An 18665-nucleotide genomic window follows, 5' to 3' on the forward strand; every position below is an offset into this window, starting at 1 on the left:
CGCCGTCGTGCTGCCCACCGCCCATCTTCGCGACCTCGCCCGGTCCGTTGGCTTCGACCTCGTGGGCTTCGCTCGCGCGGAGCCCATTCCTCCCACCTTCCTCATGGAGTGGCTGGAGGCGGGCTTCGCGGCGGACATGGACTGGATGGGCGAGCGAGCCGCCGAGCGGCTGGACGTGGACAGGCTGCTTCCGGGCGCCAGGACGGTCATCTCCTTCATCAACAACTACTGGCGTGATGACGAGGAGTCGGTGGGCTCACCCATCGCCCGGTATGCGCGGGGACGCGACTACCACTCCACGCTGCGCGACAGGATGAAGGCCTTCCGCAAGGCCGTCACCGTGATGTTCCCCGGCCTGGGGACGTACGGGAGCGTGGACAGCGGCCCGCTGATGGAGAAGGTGTGGGCGGCGCGCGCGGGGCTCGGCTACGTGGGGAAGAATGGCTGCTTCATCACCGAGCCGTATGGCTCGTGGGTGCTGCTGGCCACGCTCATCCTCGATGCCGAGGTCGACGACTATGGGACGGGCCCCGCGGCGGACCGGTGTGGCGCGTGTCGCCGCTGTCTCATGTCCTGTCCCACGGGCGCGCTGGTGGGCAACGGCCGTGTGGACGCGCGGGCGTGCCTGTCCTACCAGACCATCGAGAACCGTGAGCAGCAGGTGCCGGAGGCCTTCCGGCTCAAGTTCGACAACCTCATCTTCGGGTGCGACATCTGCCAGCAGGTGTGTCCGCTCAACCGGCGGCCGGTGTTCGCCGAGCACCCGCGCTTCGCGCCGCGCGCGGTGGCGGAGCTGGGGACGCTGGAGCTGGCGGGGCTGACACCGACACAGTACGAGCAACTCATCCCCGGTACAGCGCTGGCACGTGCACGGTACGATGTGCTTCGCCGCAACGCTGTGTACGCGCTGGGCGTGGCCAGGCAGGCGGACTCGCGATACCTGCTCGAAAAGCTCTGCGGCGATTCGAGCGAATTGGTACGTACCGCGGCGCAATGGGCGCTCTGCAAGCTCGACCCCTGAACTCCTCCGAGTCTTCGCTTCGCGGGGTGTACGCCGCGTTGCTCATCCAGGTCATCATCAGCGCGGGGACCTACCTGGCCGCGAAGCGGGCCATGACGGAGCTGCCGCCGCTCACCGTGGTGTTGTGGCGCTTCTGTCTGAGCGGGTTGGTGTTCGTCGCGCTGCTCCTGGTGCTGCCCGGGCCCAAGCTGCCGCCGCGCGATGCCTGGCGCCGCATCTTCGTCCTGGGACTCCTGGCGGGCCCGGTGAACCAGGTGTTCTTCTTCACCGGCCTGTCACGCTCCACCGCCGCGCATGGCGCGCTCCTCTATGCGCTCACGCCGCTGGGCGTTTATCTCTTGAGCCTGGTGCGAGGACAGGAGCGGGCCTCTACGCGGACGCTGCTGGGCATCGCCACCGCATTCGCGGGCGTCGTGGTGCTGCTGCTGGGACGAGGGCTGGCGGATGCACGCGGCTCCCTGTTGGGGGATGTGCTCATCCTCGGCGCGGTGCTGGCCTGGGTGGCCTACACGACGGAGGGGAAGCCCTTCGTCGCCGTCCACGGTCCGCTGCGCGCGACGGCGTGGTGCATGACGATGGCCACGGTGTTGATGCTGCCCTTCGCTCCGTTCGTGGCGAAGCCCGAGGCGTTGATGGCCGCGAGCCTGGCGGCCAAGGGCTGCATCGTCTACCTGGGGCTGCTCACGTCGGTGGTGGCGTACGTGCTCTGGTACTACGCGCTGTCGAAGGTGTCGGCGTCGAAGGTGGCCATCTTCTCCAACCTCCAGCCCGCGGCGACGGCGCTCGCGGCCTGGGCGCTGCTGGACGAGGCCCTGCACTGGGAAATCGTGGTGGGTGGGTTGCTCGTCCTGGCGGGCGTGCGGCTCACCCAGACGGTGATGGCCCGTGCTCCGCCGACGGCGCCCCTGCCTCCCGTGGCGGGGCGCCCGGCGACCTGAGTGGCTACTGAGGGTCCCAGCCCGCGTTCACCGTCACCCGGTCCAGTGCGCGCACCGTGACGTAGGGGACGAAGCCCGCGGCACGCGAGCGCGTGTACGCGTCCGCGACATGGGCGGACTGGGTGGCGTAGTCGGTGGACAGCACCAGCTTGCCCGCGGCGCGAACCCGGGCGGCGTTGGCGCGGTTCTCCGCGCACCAGGACGCATCACAGGCGACGTCGTCGGACCAGTACATGTCCTCCATGCCCAGGCCGTCGATGACGGGCAGGTACGCCGTGTCGTCGATGAGCTCCGGGGAGTTCTGTGGCACCACCTTGAAGGCCGGGTTGCGCGCCTTCGCGTACTGGCTGATGCGGGCGATGAGGGCCACCATCTTCCGCGCGAGGTCGGCGCGGTTGGTCCCCGCGGAGTTGGCGGGAATCTCCTCGTACGTCACCACCATGTCCAGGTAGCAACCGGTGAAGCCCGCGGCGAGCGCGCGGTCGATACGGCCCTGGACGATGGGCCACCAGCGCTCGTCCCAGTACTTCACGTACTGCTCATCGGGCCAGCCATCCACGGGGCCGAGCTTCAGGTCCGCGGGCACCTGACTCCACTCGGGACGGTACTCCTCGATGGCGCCAATCTCGAAGTAGGCGAGCACCTGCTTGCCGCCGGACTTGAGCGCGGAAATCTCGGCGGCCGTGAAGTAGCCGCTCGAGCCATCCCGCACCAACTCGACGATGGCGAGGTCGAACTTCGAGGCCGCGATGGCGTCAAGCTTGCCCTGGGGATAGTTCGTGAGCTGGTACGTGAAGCTGCTGACGCCCTCCCAGGGGACGGGAGTGCCCGCGTCGGTGGACGTGCCCGCGTCCGTCGGGGTGCCCGCGTCCGTGGGGACTCCCGCATCGGTGGGCGTGCCCGCGTCCGTCGGAGTCCCGGCGTCCGACGCCGCCACTTGCACTCGCACCACGAGCAGGTCCAGCAGCGACGCATCCGCCGAGGACTCCGTGCGGTAGCGCAGCTTCACGGGGCCGCCGGAGAGGAACCTCGCGGGGGAGGGGAGGGCCAGTGACGTGGCGGACCACTTCCACGACAGCGCGAAGGCGTTGTCACCCACGATGACCCAGGTGCTCGTCGTGTAGTCCCACGCCTCGAACAGCCAGCGCATCTCCGACTTCAGGGGGCCCCGGAAGTTCACGCCCACCTCGGCCGCGACGACGGTGTCGGCGCTCACGCCCGCAGGCAGCGGGTAGGTGCACGTGGCGGAGCTGTTGGCGGCGAACTCGACGTACTCCGCCCAGCGGTCCTGCGTGCCTGACAGCGTCTGGGTGTGCAGGCCCTGCACGCCCTGGCCCGAGCCGATGGAGCCGCGCGCGAGCTGGAGGGTGGAGCAGGTGAGGGTCTGCGCATTGGAGAGAATCGCGCCGCGCTCGTCATCGAGCGTGTCACGCGTGTTGCTTCCTCCACAGGCGGTCAGCAGGACAAGACAGGGCCACATCAACCAATTCACGACGACTCGCATGCAACGTCTCCTAGGGGTGTGGGAACGCGGCGGGCATTAACGTCGTGCGCGTGGCACCAGCAAGGCGAAGTGGATGCGAGCACGCTCGATACGCAAGGCCCGCGCTCCCTCGCTGGAACATTCGTTTCCGCCTGGACGGCTCGCATCCGTGGGAGGGGTGGTGCATGGACGGAGCGGTGCTCCGTGGTGCGGTGGCGCACGGCTTCGGTCTGCGTACACTCGCGTGATGCTTCGTGCGGGTGAGGACCTGTTCCAGGTGGAGGAGCGACTGTGGATGCTGACGGCGCCCACGGGCCAGGGCATCTACGACTTCGGCTTCGACAGGTTCTTCCCCTGCCGTCGCCCGTATCAACTTCCCGAATCGCTGGAGGTGGTGGCGCGCGTGGGCGTGTGGAACGACTACGCCGAGCGCCACCGCGAGCTGGCGTCGGAGGGTGTGCGACTGGTGCATTCGCCGGAGCAGCACCTGTTGGCCACGGAGCTGCCGCACTGGTACCCGAGGCTCACGGACCTCACGCCGCGCAGCGTCTGGTACGACGAGCGGCCAGATGCGAAGACGGTGGAGGACGCGCTCGGCTGGCCCGTCTTCGTGAAGGGTGAGCGACAGACGAGCCGCCACCGCAAGTCACTCTCCATCATCGAGGGGCCCGAGCAGTTCGAGCTCGCGATGGCGGCCTATGCGAAGGACCCCATCCTCCACTGGCAGCGCGTGGTGTGTCGCGAGCTGCGCCCGTTGCGCCGGGTGGAAGAGGGCGCGCCGGACCGCATCCCCAGCTCGTTCGAGTTCCGCACCTTCTGGTGGCGCGGTGAGCTGGTGGGGTGGGGGCCCTACTGGTGGCAGGGCTCGCCGTACACGATGAACGAGCTTGAGCAGCGCGAGGCGCTCGCCCTCGGGCGCGAGGTGGCGCGCCGGGTGGACGTCCCGTTCTTGGTGGTGGACGTGGCGCAGGAGGTCTCCGGCCGCTGGATTGTCATCGAGTGCAACGACGGCCAGGAGAGCGGTTACGCGGGCGTCTCACCCTTCGCGCTGTGGCGGAACATCCTGGAGCTGGAGCGCGCGCGCTGACCGGGGCGGAACTCAGTCCCCGTTGGGGTCCCACTCGGAGATATCGGTCTTGGGCTCTGGTGGAACCGAGGGGCGCAGCGGGTTGGACGGCGGGGGCGCGGGCTTCTTCGTGGCGGCGACGGGCGCGGGCGCCGGCTCGTCGTCGAGCAGCGGGTCCTTCTTCTCGTCGTCGCTGGCGGCGATGGTGGGCGCGGGCTTCGCGGGCGCGGGCTTCACGGGCTCCATCCGGGGCGTCGGCTTCGCGGAGGCCGTGGGCGCGGGCGGCGCGTCCAGCGGCTCCAAGTCACTGAAGTCGGGCTCGGCCTCGGGCGCGGGCTTCGCGGGCGCGGGCTTCGGCTCGGAGTCCGCGGCGCGGTAGACACCCTGCCGCGACACCGGGGGCACGGGCGTGGTGTCGACCGGCGCCGCCGGTTGTACTTCCTCTGGGGGGGGACGGGTGTCCTCGGCGGGGATGCTGTCCGCGCGGTAGCCGTCGCGACGCCCCCGGACCGAGTCCCTGTCCGGACGCGCGTCGCCGAACGGGTCTTCCTCACGGTTCGTCGTGCGCCGGGGCTCCGAGTCCGTCGAGTCTCCGAACGGGTCCTCTTCCCGACTCACGGGCTGCTTCGAGGAGGGACGCCTGCGACGAGGCTCGTCCGCCACCACGCTGTCGGGCAGGCCGCGCAGCGACGAGTGCCGGTCGCTGCACTCACCGCGGTTCTCCGTGCAGATGCCCAGGCACTGGGTGAGCTTCTTCACCGTGCGCCCGCTGCCTCCGTACTCGATGGAGCAGTCCTCCTTGCAGGTGGCGTAGTCCTCCTGACAGCCGGAGGGGACGGCGCCGCGCTGGGCGCTGGCGGGGGTGGCGGCGAGCGCCAGAAGCAGGAAGGGCAGGAGACGCATGGCAATTTCGAAAACTACCAGTCTTCGTGCCTCCCGGCTCCAGGGGGGCGCGCTATGGTTCAGGGGCGCGGCCGGAGCGCCAAGAGGAGGAACATGGCTGTCAGGGTGGGCATCATCGGGAGCCATGGTCTGGAGCAACTGTTGGGGCTCTCTGGTCGGTTGGAGACCCACACCCTCGAAACCCCCTTTGGTCCCCATGCGGGCCCCCTCATCTCGGGCGAATTGGACGGCGTCTCCGTCGTCTACGTACCCCGCCACGGCGCGGGTCACGTCTTCAACGCCACCCGGGCCCCCTACCGCGCCAACCTCTTCGCGATGAAGCAGCTGGGCGTCACCCACGTCCTGGCCACGGGCACGGTGGGCAGTCTCCAGGAGCACCTGCCGCCGCTCCAGCTGGTCGTCCCGGACCAGGTCATCGACCGCACCTACCGCCGGCCCTGCACGTTCTACGACGACCTCGCGGTCCACGTGGAGCTGGGGTCTCCCTTCTGCGGCACGCTCCGTCAGGTCCTCGCCAACGCGGCGGCCAGCAGCGGCGCAGTGGTGGCCACCCAGGCGACGTATGTTTGCGTCGAGGGACCCTCGCTCAGCACGCGCGCGGAGAGCCTGCTGTACCGGCAACTGGGCGCGGACCTGGTGGGGATGACGGCCATGCCCGAGGCGCGGCTCGCCCGGGAGGCGGAGCTCCACTACGCGCTGGTGGCGCTGCCCACGGACTACGACTCGTGGCAGCCCCTGCCTCCAGGCCAGGAGCACGAAGCCCTCCTGGCGCGCCTGTCCCACAACGTGCAGGCCGTCACCGCCAAGGGCGCCGCGCTCATCCGCCGCGCGCTGCCCCGTATCGCCGAGGCTCCCTCCGCCTGCCGCTGTGACTCCGCGCTGGCGCTGGCCCTGTGGACCGAGCGCTCCCGCATCCCGGATGAGGTGCGCTCCCGGCTTCGTCCACTGCTGGGCAGATATCTTCCGCCGAACGTCGTCTAGCCGGGCGAGAGCCTGCTCGGCCGCCTGCTGCCGATAGGCGTCGCGAACCCCACCTTCCGTTACCCGAGAGTCGGGAGCGAGGAGGGAAGGATGCGGCTGCCGCGGCTCAAGTACCTGACCTGGCGCGAGTTCACCCGGCGCTTCGTGAAGGAGTTCCAGGAAGACACCGTCACGGACATCGCGGCGCAGCTCTCCTACTACCTGCTGTTCTCGCTGTTCCCGTTCCTCTTCTTCCTCGTCACGCTGGTGGCGTACCTGCCCTTCGCGCCGGGCGCGGTGGACGCGATGTTGGAACGCGTCCGTCCGCTGGTGCCCGGGGATGCGCTGGGCCTGGTGACGCAGCACCTGACGTCGCTGGTGCACCAGCCCCGGCCCAAGCTGCTCACGGTGGGTCTGCTCGTGGCCCTGTGGTCGGCCTCGCGGGGCGTGGACGCCCTGCGCAAGGCGCTCAACCTGGCCTACGACGTGCCCGAGTCGCGCCCCGTGTGGAAGACACAAGGGCTGGCCATGGTGATGACGCTCATCGGCACCCTGCTCATCCCGCTGTCCTTCGCCGTGTTCCTCCTGGGCGGCAAGCTGGGGGCGTGGCTCGCGACGCGGCTGCACGTGCAGGAGGCCTTCTACGTCCTCTGGTCCTGGGTGCGCTGGCCGTTCACCGCGGGGCTGGTGATGCTGGTGCTGTCGCTCTGCTACTACCTGCTGCCGGACGTGAAGCAGCGCTTCAAGTACATCACCCCCGGCTCCATCTTCGGCACGCTGGTGTGGATGGCGAGCACGTGGGGCTTCACGCAGTACGTGGAGCACTTCGGCAAGTACAACGTCACCTATGGCTCCATCGGTGGCGTGGTGGTGCTGCTGTTGTGGCTCTACATCTCCGGGCTGGTGTTCATCCTCGGCGGAGAGCTCAACGCCATCCTCGAGCACGCCTCGGCGGAGGGGAAGGAGAAGGGCGCGCGCCAGTTCGGCGAGCCCGCTCCAGCAGAGCCTCCCATCAAGACGCCGGGGGCCGCCAAGAGCGCGGCCAGTGCGAAGCGCTCCCGGCTGGCCTTCTGGCGCTGGCGGCGGCGCGTGGCCCGGGGGAAGTCCCCCGAGCCCTCCGCGGCGGAGTTGGAGCGCGGGCCTCCGTCCACGCTGCACTGAGCCCGGGCGGGGAGGTTACTTCCCGCCCAGCTTCTGCTTGATGGCGGGCAGCTGGCCCGGGCTGTTGTTGCTGCCGCGCAGGTTCTTCTTGGCGATGAACTCCTGAAGGTCGGAGATGCGCTGCTTGTTGGTGGGGTGGGTGCTCAGCCACTTCATGACGCCCGGCGTATTGCCTTCCTGGGCCTGGAGCTTCTGGAAGAAGCTGATGAGTCCCTTCGGGTCGAAGCCGGCGCCGGAGGAGTAGCGCGCGCCGTACTCGTCGGCCTCCAGTTCCTCGCTGCGGCTGTGGGCCAGCATGGCGCCACCACCGACGAGCTGCGCGGCGACCTGCGCGGCCGCGCCCGGGTTCTGTCCCAGCGCCAGCTGGGTGACGGTCTGCAGACCCATCTGGTTCACCATGGCCCGCGCCGAGTGACGGCCGACGACGTGGCCCGCCTCGTGCGCCATGACGCCCGCAAGCTCCGCCTCCGTGTCGGCGGCGAGGATGAGGCCCGTGTAGACGTAGAGGTAGCCGCCCGGCGTGGCGAACGCGTTCACCGTCTTCGGGTCGTCGATGACGTTGATCTTCCACTTCACGCCCGGCCGGTCCTTGGTGGCCTGCTTGATGATGGGCGCGGAGAGGTTGCGCACGTACTCGACGATGGTCGGGTCCTGCACGTATTTGATCTTCTCCTTCTGCTCGAGCTCCTTCTTCACCTGCTGGCCGATCTCCTCTTCCTGCTCATCGGAGACGAAGGTCTTCGCCAGAGCCTTCTCCGCCTGGACGCGCTGCGTGGTGCAGCCCGTCGTCACTCCCATGAGGAGGGCGAGGCTCCATACCGCCGAGAGAATCCGCTGCATGACCGAGGACGCCTTTCTTTGCCGGTTGATGCGTTGAGAGAGCGACTGCCCGGACTCTTGGGCAGCGTCCACCTCCACGGCAAGTCCCTCGTGTGGGTTCCGGCGGAATGAGTGAGGCTCGGGACTCCTGGCTCACGGGGGCGGGAGGGCTCGTGCGCCTCGCGGTACACCCGCCGAGCCTTGTCGTGTCATGCGAGCAGCCGGAGATTTCGGGGTGGCGGGTGTCGAAAGGAATGGGCACCCGAGGAGGTCGTGATGTCGCGTCCGGTCTGGGTGGGCTCGCTGAGCTTCGGCCCCGTGACGCTCCCGGTGAGGGTGCACGGCGCCGTCGTGTCCCGGCAGGTCCAGTTCCATCTGCGGCACGACGCGGACGGCGCGCGCATCCAGAACAAACGGGTGTGCTCCGCGGACGGTGAGGAGGTGCCGCTGGAGCACGTGGTGCGGGGCTACACGCTGGCGGACGGCCGGCAGGTCACCGTGACGAGCGGGGAGCTGGAGGCGCTGGACCCCATGGCCAGTCAGGTCATCGCGCTGGAGGAGTTCGTGGACCCCGCGCGGGTGGACTCGCTGTTGGTGGATACGTCGTTTCATCTGATGCCCGCGAAGGGCGCGGAGCACGCGCACGCGCTGCTGGCTGCTGCGCTGCGGGAGTCGGGCCGCGTGGGCGTGGGACGGTGGGTGCTGTACCAGAAGGGGCACCTGTGTCTCGTGCGGCCGCATGCGCGGGGGCTCGTGTTGTCCACGCTGCACGCCGTGGACGAAGTGGTGTCGCGGGAGCAGCTCTCCGAGCAGGGGATGGCGGAGGCCGCCGTCGAGCCCGGGGAACTGGAGGCGACGCTGCGACTCATCGAGGCGCGCTCCGCCGACTTCGAGCCCGGGCGCTACCCGGATGTCCACCGCGAGCGGGTGCTGGCGTTCCTGGAGCGCAGGGCTCGTGCGCAGGCGCGGACGCGACGTGGGCCTCGGCCCGCTCCCGAGGTGACTCCGCGCGAAGCCGAGACGGGGGCATTGTTGGGGGTGCTGGAGCGCGGGGTGGCCGCGCTTCGGGCGGGACAGCCGCTGCCGTCAGTGGAAGGGGCGCTGAGGCTGCGCCCCCGGGTGGCGGCCCGCGAGGTCCGGGAACGGGGAGGAGACACCCCGACCCCCGAACGGGAGTCGACCCCAGACGGGGTGGATGACGAGGGCGGTGAGCCCGCGCCCTGAGGAGATGGCTCGATGGATGCGTGCCGCGTCGCACGGTCCTCCGGGGGCCACCTGCCCTGACCTGATGGGTCCATGCCGTTTCGAGCGGCGCCCCGGAAACCCAGGACTGCTGATCGCCGCCCGGATGCGTCCCTCTTCTTGCCCGGGCCCACCGGGGTCGTTCCGCTCCCAGGCCCGTCCGAGAACCTGTCGCCGGGGCCTGGGGTGGGGGTGCTCGGGGCACCGCCGCCAGCGCCCCGGGGCATGTGCGCGAGACGACAGGCGCAAGAAATGCGTGGGCTGGGAGGGCGCCGGTGCTATGTGCCCGAGCGGATGCCTGAGTTACCCGAAGTGGAAATCGCCCGGCGCAATCTGGTGCGCTGGTTCGATGGACGACGCCTCGTGCGCGCGGATGCGGATGACACCCGCGTCTTTCGCGGCGCCGAGCGCGGCCACTTCGCGTTGCTTCACGGCCGGCTGGAGTCCCTCGTCCGGCGGGGCAAGTACCTCCTCTTCGCCTTCGAGGAAGGCCGAGGACTCCTCGGCCACCTGGGCATGACGGGCAAGTTCGTCCGGCGCTCCGAAGGCGATGTCGTCCCCTACAGCCGCGCCCGCTTCCACCTGGACAACGGGCAGGTGCTCCATTTCGCCGACGCGCGCATGTTCGGCCGCATGGAGCCGACGCCCTCCGCGGGCCTGCGCTCCCTGGACGTCGTGAAGGCCCTGGGCCGAGACCCGCTGGCGGATGGCCTCACCTCCGGCCAGCTCGAACAGGCCGTGGCGTCCTCGAAGCAGGACCTGAAGATCGCCCTGATGGACCAGGCGCGCATCGCCGGCCTGGGCAACATCCACGCCGCGGAGGCCCTGTTTCGCGCCGGCCTCCACCCCGCCCGGAAGCCCTCCACCCTCACCCCGGACGACTGGAAGCGGCTGGTCCAGGCCATCCGGGCCAGCATCGATTTCGGCCTCGAGGAGCAGCAGGGCGAGGAGCCCGTGTACCTCGAGGATGGAGGCTCCGAGAACCCGTTCCTGGTGTATGGGCGCGGTGGCGGCCCGTGCTCCAAGTGCGCCTCGCCGGTGGAGTCCTTCACCCAGGCCGGACGCACCACTTATGCCTGTCCGAAGTGCCAACCCCGGGGGAGGACAGGGAAATGACCCTGGACGTCCTGTCGTTGACGGCGCGAACTCGCGTCCCGGTTGGCGTTGACACCCCCCTGTCCCGTGGCTTGAATCGCCCGCCTTTCCGACCCGGCCGCCCCGAGCGGCCCTGGAGATCGTTGCCCATGTCTCACGTCCTGCTGGCGGCGCTGCTCGTCGCTTCCTCCACGGCCACCGCCCAGGTGCCGGCTGGGGGCACGCCTCCGCCCGCGCCCGCGGAGGCCGCGCCCGCCCCCGCCCCCGCCGAGCCGCCGGTTGTCGCTCCCGCGGCGCCCGCCGCCGTGCAGCCCCCCGCCGCCGAGGGCGAGTCCGTTACCCGTGACGACCTGGAGGCCACCAAGCAGGAGCTGCGCGGAGAGATTCGCGCGGAGGCCGCCAAGCAGTCCCTCAACGGCGAGGAGTGGAGCGAGGAGTACCCGGAGGAGAAGCGCAAGCTGGAGGTCTTCACGCTCGACGGCTACTTCCGCCTGCGCCCCACGCTCTTCTACAAGTTCGACCTGGGCAAGGTCCCCGGCCAGGAGATCTTCCCCGCCGTGTCGGGCCGCCGGGGCGAGAACACCCAGTCCTTCGCGACCATGCGCCTGCGCCTGGACCCCACGTTCAACGTGTCCGAGCAGGTGAAGATCAAGCTCCAGGTGGATGGCCTGGACAACGTGGTGATGGGCTCCACGCCGGACTCGCTCTACCCGGGCGACCAGCGCAACCTGTTCACCATCTTCTCCGAGGACCAGGAGTCGCTGGGCGACACGCTGTCGGACTCCATCAAGCTGCGCCGCGCCTATGGCGAGGTGAACACGCCGGTGGGCATCCTGCGCTTCGGTCGCATGGGCAGCCAATGGGGTCTGGGCATGCTGCGCAACGACGGCAACTGCTTCGACTGCGACTACGGCGACACGGTGGACCGCATCCAGTTCGTCACCGAGCCCTTCGCGGGCTGGTACGTGACGCCCATGCTGGACTTCAACTCCGAGGGCTCGCAGTACCGGGGCGGCGCCCAGGGTGAGCCGGTGGACCTGACGCAGGCCGATGACGCCCACAGCTGGGTGCTGGCCATCGCCCGCCGGGACACGGATGCGCAGATCCGCTCCAAGCTGGACAACAACCAGGGCGTGCTCCAGTACGGCCTGCACTTCGCGTGGCGTACGCAGAACTACGACAACGTGAAGGACGCCAACAACCAGCCCACGGGCGCCTTCATCCCCCGCGATGCCTCGCTGTACATCCCGGACCTGTGGCTGCGCTACGAGGAGCGCAACTGGCGCCTGGAGTTCGAACTGGCGGCGGTGCTCGGCACCATCGGCAACCGCGCGCTCGCGGCGAATCAGACGACGTTCGACCAGAGCCTGCGCGTCGCGCAGTTCGGCGGCGTGGCCCAGGGCGAAGTGAAGGTGGCGGACAACAAGCTGACGCTGGGGCTGGAGCTGGGCTTCGCCTCTGGTGACAAGGCGCCGGGCTTCGGCAACTACCCGGGGCGTAAAGGCTCGGGCACCAACGACTACACCAACCCGGGTGACGTGGAAGGTCCTCAGTACCGCTGCGACGGCGGCGGCTGCTCCGACTCCGCCATCCGCAACTTCCGCTTCAACCGCGACTACCGCATCGACCTCATCCTCTGGCGCGAGCTGATTGGCGGCGTCACCGACGCGTTCTACGTGCGCCCGTCCGTGAAGTACGCGGTGGCGCCGGGCATCGATCTGTATGGCCGCCTCATCTACTCGCAGGCGCTCTACGCGGAGTCGACGCCGTCCTTCACCAGCAAGTCGCTGGGCGTGGAGGTGAACGCGGGCGTGGACTACACCACCGAGGACGGCTTCCTCGCGGGTATCGCCTACGGCATCCTCTTCCCCATGGGCGGTCTGCAGGCCTACACGGATGCCCTGAAGGCGGATCTTGAGACGCCGCACAGCATCCGCGGCTGGCTGGGCGTGAAGTTCTAGCCATGAAGCGCGCCCTCACGTCGCTCGGGGTCGCCACCGTCCTGGTGTTGGGGATGGTGGCGTGCGGCATCAAGGGTCCGGCCAAGCCGCCTCTGGCGGCGCCGGTGCCGGCGACGGAGACCCCTCCGCCGCCGTCGGACACCGCGCCCGTAAGCGTGGAGTCCTCGGGGCCGTCGATTACTCCGACGACGGACGGCGGGGTCCTGACCCCCACCACCATCGTCGACGCTGGGACACCGTGAGCTCCTTTCCGTATCGCAAGGGCGTACTGCACGCGGAGGCGGTGCCGCTGCCCGCCATCGCCGACGCGGTGGGCACGCCCACCTATGTCTATTCCACCGCCGCGCTGACCCAGCACTTCCGCGCGGTGACGGACGCGTTCGCCGACGCACGGCCCCTGGTCTGCTACTCGGTGAAGGCCAACTCCAACCTCGCCATCCTCCGGCTGTTCGCGGGGCTGGGCGGGGGCTTCGACATCGTCTCCGGCGGCGAGCTGGCCCGGGTGCGGCACGCTGGCGGCGAGGCGGCGAAGACGGTGTTCGCGGGCGTGGGCAAGACACCGGAGGAGATGGAGGCCGCGCTCGCCGCCGGAATCCTCCTCTTCAACGTGGAGAGCGCCGAGGAGCTGGAGGCGCTGGACGCCGTGGGCCGTCGCCTGGGACGCCGCGCGCCGTTCGCGTTGCGCGTCAACCCGGAGGTGGACCCGCGCACGCACCGCTACATCGCCACCGGGTTGAAGACGTCCAAGTTCGGCGTCCCCTTCGAGGAGGCGGTGGACCTCTACGCGCGCTCGAAGAAGATGAAGGGCGTGCGGGCCGCGGGCCTGGACTGCCACATCGGCTCGCAGCTCACCCAGAGCTCGCCCCTGCGCGCGGCGCTCACCAAGGTGGCGGGGCTGTACCAGGCGCTGAAGGCCCAGAAGCACGCGCTGGAGTACCTGGACGTGGGCGGGGGCCTGGGAATCACCTACTCGGACGAGACGCCCCCCTCGGCGGCGGAGTACGCGCGCGTCGTGCTGGACGCGACCAAGGACACCGGCGCGCGGCTGGTGCTGGAGCCGGGACGTTCGCTGGTGGGCAACGCGGGGGTGCTGCTCACGCGCGTGCTCTACCGCAAACAGACGCCCGCCAAACGCTTCGCCGTGGTGGACGCGGGCATGAACGATTTGCTCCGTCCGGCGCTCTACGAAGCCCACCACGCCTTCGTTCCGCTCCTGAAGCGGCGGGGCAAGGCGGTGGAGGTGGACGTCGTGGGGCCGGTGTGTGAGTCCACCGACGTGTTGGCCAGGGCCCGTCCCCTGGTCCTCCCCCAGCCGGGCGAGCTGTATGCCTTCCTCAGCGCCGGGGCTTACGGGATGAGCATGGCTTCTAACTACAATTCCCGTCCCCGCCCGGCCGAGGTGCTGGTGGACGCAGAGGCGTGGCGGGTGGTGAGGGAGCGCGAGCGCACCGAGGATCTCTGGCGCGGCGAGCGGGCCTGAACATATAAGCGCCGGAATGAAGACCTTCGAAGGTTCCATGACGGCGCTCGCGACTCCGTTCCGGAACGGCGCGCTCGACGAGTCGGCTTACCGGGCGCTGGTGCGCCAGCAGATTGAAGGCGGCACCAGCGTGCTCGTGCCCATGGGCACCACGGGCGAATCCGTCACCATGTCGGCCGATGAGCAGGCCCGCGCGGTGCGTGTGGTGGTGGAGGAGGCGAAAGGCCGCGTGCAGGTGCTGGGCGGCGCCGGCTCCAACAACACCGCGGAGGTGATTGCGAGCGTGGGGCGCGTGCGCGACGCGGGAGCGGATGGCTCGCTCATCGTCACGCCGTACTACAACAGGCCCACGCAGGCGGGGCTGGTGGAGCACTTCCGCGCGGTGGCTCGCGCGCATCCGGGCTTCCCGATTGTCGCCTACAACGTCCCGGGCCGCACGGGCGTGGACCTGCTGCCGGAGACGGTGCAGCGGCTGTGCGACTTCCCGGAAGTGGTCGCCATCAAGGAGGCCACCGGCAACATGGCCCGGGCGGTGGACATCCTGGAGAAGTGCGGAGACCGGCTGACGCTCCTGTCCGGCGACGACTTCACCGTGCTGCCCTTCATCGCGTGCGGTGGCAAGGGCGTCATCTCCGTGTCCTCCAACGTCGCGCCCCGGCTGATGGCGGACCTGGTGGCCGCGGGTCGCGCGGGTGACTTCGCCAAGGCGCGTGAGCTGCAGGTGAAGATGAACAACCTGCACCGGCTGCTCTTCGTGGAGTCCAGCCCCATCCCCGTGAAGTGGGGGTTGCACCTGTTGGGCCTCTTCGGGCCGGAAGTCCGCCTGCCGCTGGTGCCGATGACCGCGCCCAACGCGGAGAAGCTCGGCGACGAGCTGCGACTGCTGGGCCTGCTGAAGCACTGAGCGCCACGACACGACACCGAGGAGCGCGGCCACATGATTCGCACCGTCATCACCGGCATCACCGGTCGCATGGGCAGCACGTTGCTGCGTCTGACGCGTGACGCGGAGGACCTCCAGGTGGTGGGCGCCACGGAGCGGCCGGGCAGCGCCGCGGTGGGCCTGGACGCGGGCCTGGCCGCCCGGCTGGGCGCGCTGGAGGTTCAGGTGGTGGATGACCTGGCCCGCGCGCTCGACACGGCGACGGCGGACGTCGTCATCGACTTCACCAGCGCCGAGGTGAGCGTGGCCCACGCGAAGATGTGCGCGGCGCGCGGCGTGGCCTTCGTGTGCGGCTCCACGGGCTTCTCGCCGGAGGCCACGGCGCTCTTGGTGGAGAGCGCGAAGGCGATTCCCATCGTCGCGGCGCCGAACATGTCCGTGGGCGTCAACGTGGTCATCCGCGTGGCCGCGGAGCTGGCGCGGGTGCTGGGACCTGGCTTCGACGTGGAGGTCCTGGAGGCGCACCACCGGATGAAGAAGGACGCGCCCAGCGGCACCGCGCTGCGGCTGGCGGAAGTGCTCGCCTCCGCGCTGGGGCGCACGCAGGACGACCTGGCGTTCGCCCGTCACGGACAGATTGGGGCTCGGCCCCCCAGCGAGATTGGCGTGCAGACGTTGCGGGGCGGGGATGTGGTGGGCGAGCACACCGTGTACTTCTTCGGTGAGGGCGAGCGCATCGAGCTGACGCATCGGGCCACCAGCCGAGACCAGTTCGGCCTGGGAGCGCTGCGCGCGGCGCGCTGGGTGGTGGGCCGCCCTCCGGGGCTGTATGACATGGCCGACGTACTCGGCTTCCAGAGGACTTCATGACGACCGCCCGCTACTGCCGCTTCCTCCACGAAGGCCGTGCGAACCATGGCCGCGTCGAGGGCTCCGAGGTGGTGGTGCTCTCCTCGGCCCCCTGGGTGGGCGGGGTCAAGGACACGGGCATCCGCCGTTCGCTGTCGGCGGTGACGCTGCTGGTTCCCTCGGACGCGTCGAAGGTCGTCTGCATCGGTCAGAACTACCGCAAGCACGCGGAGGAGATGGGCAAGCCCGTCCCCACCGAGCCGCTCATCTTCACCAAGCCCTCCACCGCGCTCAACGGCCCGGGCTCGCCCATCCGCATCCCCAAGGCGAGCCAGGAAGTGCACTACGAGGCGGAGCTGGCGCTCGTCATCGGCGAGCGGCTGAAGAACGCGGACGAGACGACGGCCGCGCGCGCCATCTGGGGCCTGACGTGCTTCAACGACGTCACCGCGCGCGACATCCAGAAGCGTGAGACGCAGCACACCCGCGCCAAGGGCTACGACACCTTCGCGTGCGCGGGCCCGTGGGCGGTGACGGGGCTGTCCCCGTCGGACCTCCAGATTTCCTGCCGGGTGAACGGGCAGGTGCGCCAGGACAGCCGCACGTCGGACATGGTGTTCAGCCCCGCTCGCCTGGTGGCGTTCATCTCCCACATCATGACGCTGCTGCCGGGGGACCTCATCAGCACCGGCACGCCGTCGGGGGTAGGGAAGCTGTCGGCCGGCGACTCGGTCGAGGTCGAAATCGAGGGAATCGGGACGCTGCTCAATCCAGTTGAGATGGAGCCGTGAGCACCATCATCTATGTCGGGTTGGGCTCGAACGAGGGGGACCGCGAATCCCACCTCGTCGCCGCTCTCACCGCGCTGTCCCGCATCGATGCGGTGGCCGTGCTTCGTTGTTCCTCACTCTTCGACAGCGCCCCGGTGGGGCCGCCGCAGCCGCGCTATCTGAACGCCGTGGTGGCGTTGGACTGCGATTTGTCGCCGCAGCGACTGCTGGTCATCCTTCAGCAGATTGAAAAGGACCTGGGGCGGCGGCGCGAGCAGCGTTGGGGCCCGCGCACCATCGACCTGGACATCCTCTTCTGCGAGGGCCAGGTGGTGGCCGACCCGCACCTTCAGGTCCCCCATCTGGAATTGCACAAGCGTCGCTTCGCCCTGGAGCCGTTGGCGGAGCTGTCGCCTGCCTTGCAGCACCCCGTGCTGGGAATGACGGTGAAGGAGCTCCTCGGGAAACTCGCCCCGCAGGATGTCCGCAGGAGTGAGGCCACCGCGTGGCCCGAAGCGAGCCTGCCGAGCAACGAGACATGAACCTTTCCCTGGCCCTGGCCACCGCGGCGCTGCTCGCCGCCGAGCCTTCCCCGTTGCCCCCTGGTCACCCGCCCGTCCCTCCGGGGACCCAGGTGTCGCCCGCGAAGCCGTCCGCTCCCTCGGGAGGAGCGCTTCCCGAAGGCCATCCGGCCGTGGAAGGTGGCGCGTCGCCCACCGCGGCGCCCTCGGGGGAGCTGCCCTCGGGTCATCCTCCGTTGTCCGGCACCGGCAAGGCGCCGCCGTCCGCGGAGGACCTGCTGCGACAGCTCGACTCGACGGAGGGGCTGCAGGGGCGGGAGAAGACCTTTGAAATCGCGGCGTCGCTGGGGCGCCTGTACTACCTGAACGGCCGCAACGCGGAGGCGGGCACGTACCTGCTCCAGGCGGACGAGCGCGCGAAGCCGGTGCGCGACGTGTTCCTCGCGCAGCGCAAGAAGCTGGGCAAGGCGGCGCTGGCCACGGCGGAGGCGGCGGGCTGTGGCTTCACGCCCGGGCAGGCGCTGGAGGCGATGGGTGCGGTGGCGCAGGAGCGCGCGAAGAAGGGCGACGTGGCGGGTGCGGCGGCGTGTGCTCGCGCGGCGTTGGAGCCCGTGCTGGAGACGGGCGTGATGCGCGCCAATGCGCTCTTCCTGTCGGGAAACGCGGCGGGCGCGCTGGTGGCGTACGGCGCGGTGCTGGAGGTGGAGCCCCGGCACGAGGAGGCGCTCTACGGTCGCTCGGCGGTGTTGTTCGAGACGAAGGGCGAGGACCTGACGGCGCTGAAGCAGGCGCGCGAGGGCTTCGAGGCGGTGCAGGCGATGAATCCGGCCTCATCCCGCGCGGCGGCGGCGAAGCGGCTGGTGACGCTGGTGGATGAGACGGTGAAGGCGGGGGGCCGGGCGAAGCTGCTCGCGTCGCGTGCCGAGGACCGTCGCATCCGGTTGGCGCAGGCTCCGGCGGCGCAGGGGCCGGACGCGCCGCGCCCGCTGACGCGGGAGATGGTGGACGCGGTGCAGAACACCGAGCGCACGCCGGAGCTGGAGCAGGGCCTGGCGAAGCTGGTGGACGAGGGCGAGGAGCACCTGTCGAAGGGGCGCTTCCAGGAAGCGCTCGGCAACTACACGCGCGTGGTGCCCTTCCAGCCGGAGAATGGCCGCGCGAAGGCGGGCATGGCCTGGGCGCTGACGGGCCTGGGACGTCCCATGGCCGCACGCGTGTGGGGCGTGGCGGTGCAGACGGACCCGGCGTCGGTGGAGAAGCTGGGCGACACCCTCAAGGCCAAGGGCGACGACAAGGGCGCCAAGGCCCTGTGGGAGAAGCTGGCCACGGACGCGCCGGACTACGCCAACAAGGCGGGGCTCCAGGCGAAGCTCACTCAGTAGGTGCCAAATCGAGCACGGGCGTCACGCGACGCCCGATGCTCAGAGTCCCCCGTCTGCTCCGTGGCACGCCATCGAGTCCGGCGCGCTGGGAGCCTCCGTCGGAGTGAGCCACTGGGAAGCCGCCGCCCGAT

General features: G+C 69.9%; 18 protein-coding genes. 15 read left to right on the forward strand and 3 right to left on the reverse strand.

Going from position 1 to position 18665, the window contains the following annotated elements; genetic code table 11:
• The first annotated feature begins 7 nt into the window (after positions 1 to 7).
• Together queG and HUA76_RS34470 are read left to right on the forward strand one after the other, a co-directional pair.
• On the forward strand, positions 8 to 1021 hold the full coding sequence (queG, locus tag HUA76_RS34465) for a tRNA epoxyqueuosine(34) reductase QueG (RefSeq protein ID WP_174463220.1): 1014 nt from the start codon (positions 8 to 10) through the stop codon (positions 1019 to 1021).
• Positions 994 to 1959, forward strand: coding sequence for a DMT family transporter (locus HUA76_RS34470; protein WP_174457556.1), 966 nt, complete (start codon positions 994 to 996; stop codon positions 1957 to 1959). Before queG ends, HUA76_RS34470 begins: the two co-directional genes overlap by 28 nt.
• 4 nt (positions 1960 to 1963) lie before the next feature.
• Here the strand turns inward: HUA76_RS34470 and HUA76_RS34475 are convergent, their stop codons facing one another.
• On the reverse strand, positions 1964 to 3463 hold the full coding sequence (locus tag HUA76_RS34475) for an endo alpha-1,4 polygalactosaminidase (RefSeq protein ID WP_174463221.1): 1500 nt from the start codon (positions 3461 to 3463) through the stop codon (positions 1964 to 1966).
• 226 nt (positions 3464 to 3689) lie between these two features.
• Between HUA76_RS34475 and HUA76_RS34480 the strand changes: the two genes are divergently transcribed.
• Entirely contained in the window at positions 3690 to 4529 is an 840-nt protein-coding gene (locus tag HUA76_RS34480) for an ATP-grasp domain-containing protein (protein ID WP_174457554.1), read from the forward strand.
• Between the two features lie 12 nt (positions 4530 to 4541).
• On the opposite strand, the gene HUA76_RS34485 is transcribed toward HUA76_RS34480, so the two are convergent.
• Positions 4542 to 5411 (reverse strand): hypothetical protein, encoded by an 870-nt coding sequence (locus tag HUA76_RS34485; protein ID WP_174457553.1) that lies wholly within the window; start codon positions 5409 to 5411, stop codon positions 4542 to 4544.
• Positions 5412 to 5504: 93 nt separating this feature from the next.
• Between HUA76_RS34485 and HUA76_RS34490 the strand changes: the two genes are divergently transcribed.
• Together HUA76_RS34490 and HUA76_RS34495 are read left to right on the forward strand one after the other, a co-directional pair.
• A complete protein-coding gene (locus tag HUA76_RS34490; protein WP_174457552.1) occupies positions 5505 to 6392 on the forward strand; it encodes an MTAP family purine nucleoside phosphorylase in 888 nt (295 codons plus the stop codon).
• 90 nt (positions 6393 to 6482) lie between these two features.
• Positions 6483 to 7532, forward strand: coding sequence for a YihY/virulence factor BrkB family protein (locus tag HUA76_RS34495; protein WP_174457551.1), 1050 nt, complete (start codon positions 6483 to 6485; stop codon positions 7530 to 7532).
• A 15-nt stretch (positions 7533 to 7547) separates the two neighbouring features.
• Here HUA76_RS34495 and HUA76_RS34500 read toward each other — a convergent pair whose 3' ends face one another.
• Positions 7548 to 8372, reverse strand: a complete 825-nt coding sequence (locus HUA76_RS34500; protein WP_141646670.1) for a M48 family metallopeptidase — start codon at positions 8370 to 8372, stop codon at positions 7548 to 7550.
• 255 nt (positions 8373 to 8627) lie between these two features.
• On the opposite strand from HUA76_RS34500, the gene HUA76_RS34505 reads away from it, so the two are divergent.
• From HUA76_RS34505 to HUA76_RS34550, 10 genes are all read left to right on the forward strand, one after another.
• Complete coding sequence (locus HUA76_RS34505; protein WP_174463222.1) at positions 8628 to 9575, forward strand: Ku protein; 948 nt, start codon at positions 8628 to 8630, stop codon at positions 9573 to 9575.
• 312 nt (positions 9576 to 9887) lie between these two features.
• Positions 9888 to 10709, forward strand: a complete 822-nt coding sequence (gene mutM, locus HUA76_RS34510; RefSeq protein ID WP_141649521.1) for a bifunctional DNA-formamidopyrimidine glycosylase/DNA-(apurinic or apyrimidinic site) lyase — start codon at positions 9888 to 9890, stop codon at positions 10707 to 10709.
• Positions 10710 to 10837: 128 nt separating this feature from the next.
• Positions 10838 to 12649, forward strand: a complete 1812-nt coding sequence (locus tag HUA76_RS34515; protein ID WP_254614666.1) for a TIGR04551 family protein — start codon at positions 10838 to 10840, stop codon at positions 12647 to 12649.
• A 2-nt stretch (positions 12650 to 12651) separates the two neighbouring features.
• Positions 12652 to 12891, forward strand: a complete 240-nt coding sequence (locus HUA76_RS34520; protein WP_246137320.1) for a hypothetical protein — start codon at positions 12652 to 12654, stop codon at positions 12889 to 12891.
• Entirely contained in the window at positions 12888 to 14129 is a 1242-nt protein-coding gene (gene lysA, locus HUA76_RS34525) for a diaminopimelate decarboxylase (protein WP_141644308.1), read from the forward strand. The genes HUA76_RS34520 and lysA overlap by 4 nt, the downstream gene beginning before the upstream one ends.
• A gap of 16 nt (positions 14130 to 14145) precedes the next feature.
• On the forward strand, positions 14146 to 15033 hold the full coding sequence (gene dapA, locus HUA76_RS34530) for a 4-hydroxy-tetrahydrodipicolinate synthase (protein ID WP_141644307.1): 888 nt from the start codon (positions 14146 to 14148) through the stop codon (positions 15031 to 15033).
• A gap of 33 nt (positions 15034 to 15066) precedes the next feature.
• On the forward strand, positions 15067 to 15882 hold the full coding sequence (gene dapB, locus HUA76_RS34535) for a 4-hydroxy-tetrahydrodipicolinate reductase (RefSeq protein ID WP_174457548.1): 816 nt from the start codon (positions 15067 to 15069) through the stop codon (positions 15880 to 15882).
• Positions 15879 to 16652, forward strand: coding sequence for a fumarylacetoacetate hydrolase family protein (locus HUA76_RS34540; protein WP_141644305.1), 774 nt, complete (start codon positions 15879 to 15881; stop codon positions 16650 to 16652). The genes dapB and HUA76_RS34540 overlap by 4 nt, the downstream gene beginning before the upstream one ends.
• A complete protein-coding gene (folK, locus tag HUA76_RS34545; protein ID WP_141644304.1) occupies positions 16649 to 17173 on the forward strand; it encodes a 2-amino-4-hydroxy-6-hydroxymethyldihydropteridine diphosphokinase in 525 nt (174 codons plus the stop codon). Before HUA76_RS34540 ends, folK begins: the two co-directional genes overlap by 4 nt.
• On the forward strand, positions 17170 to 18534 hold the full coding sequence (locus HUA76_RS34550; protein WP_174463224.1) for a hypothetical protein: 1365 nt from the start codon (positions 17170 to 17172) through the stop codon (positions 18532 to 18534). Before folK ends, HUA76_RS34550 begins: the two co-directional genes overlap by 4 nt.
• The last annotated feature ends 131 nt before the right edge of the window (positions 18535 to 18665 follow it).

The organism is Myxococcus sp. CA056, from assembly GCF_013336715.1.
GTDB lineage: Bacteria > Myxococcota > Myxococcia > Myxococcales > Myxococcaceae > Myxococcus > Myxococcus llanfairpwllgwyngyllgogerychwyrndrobwllllantysiliogogogochensis.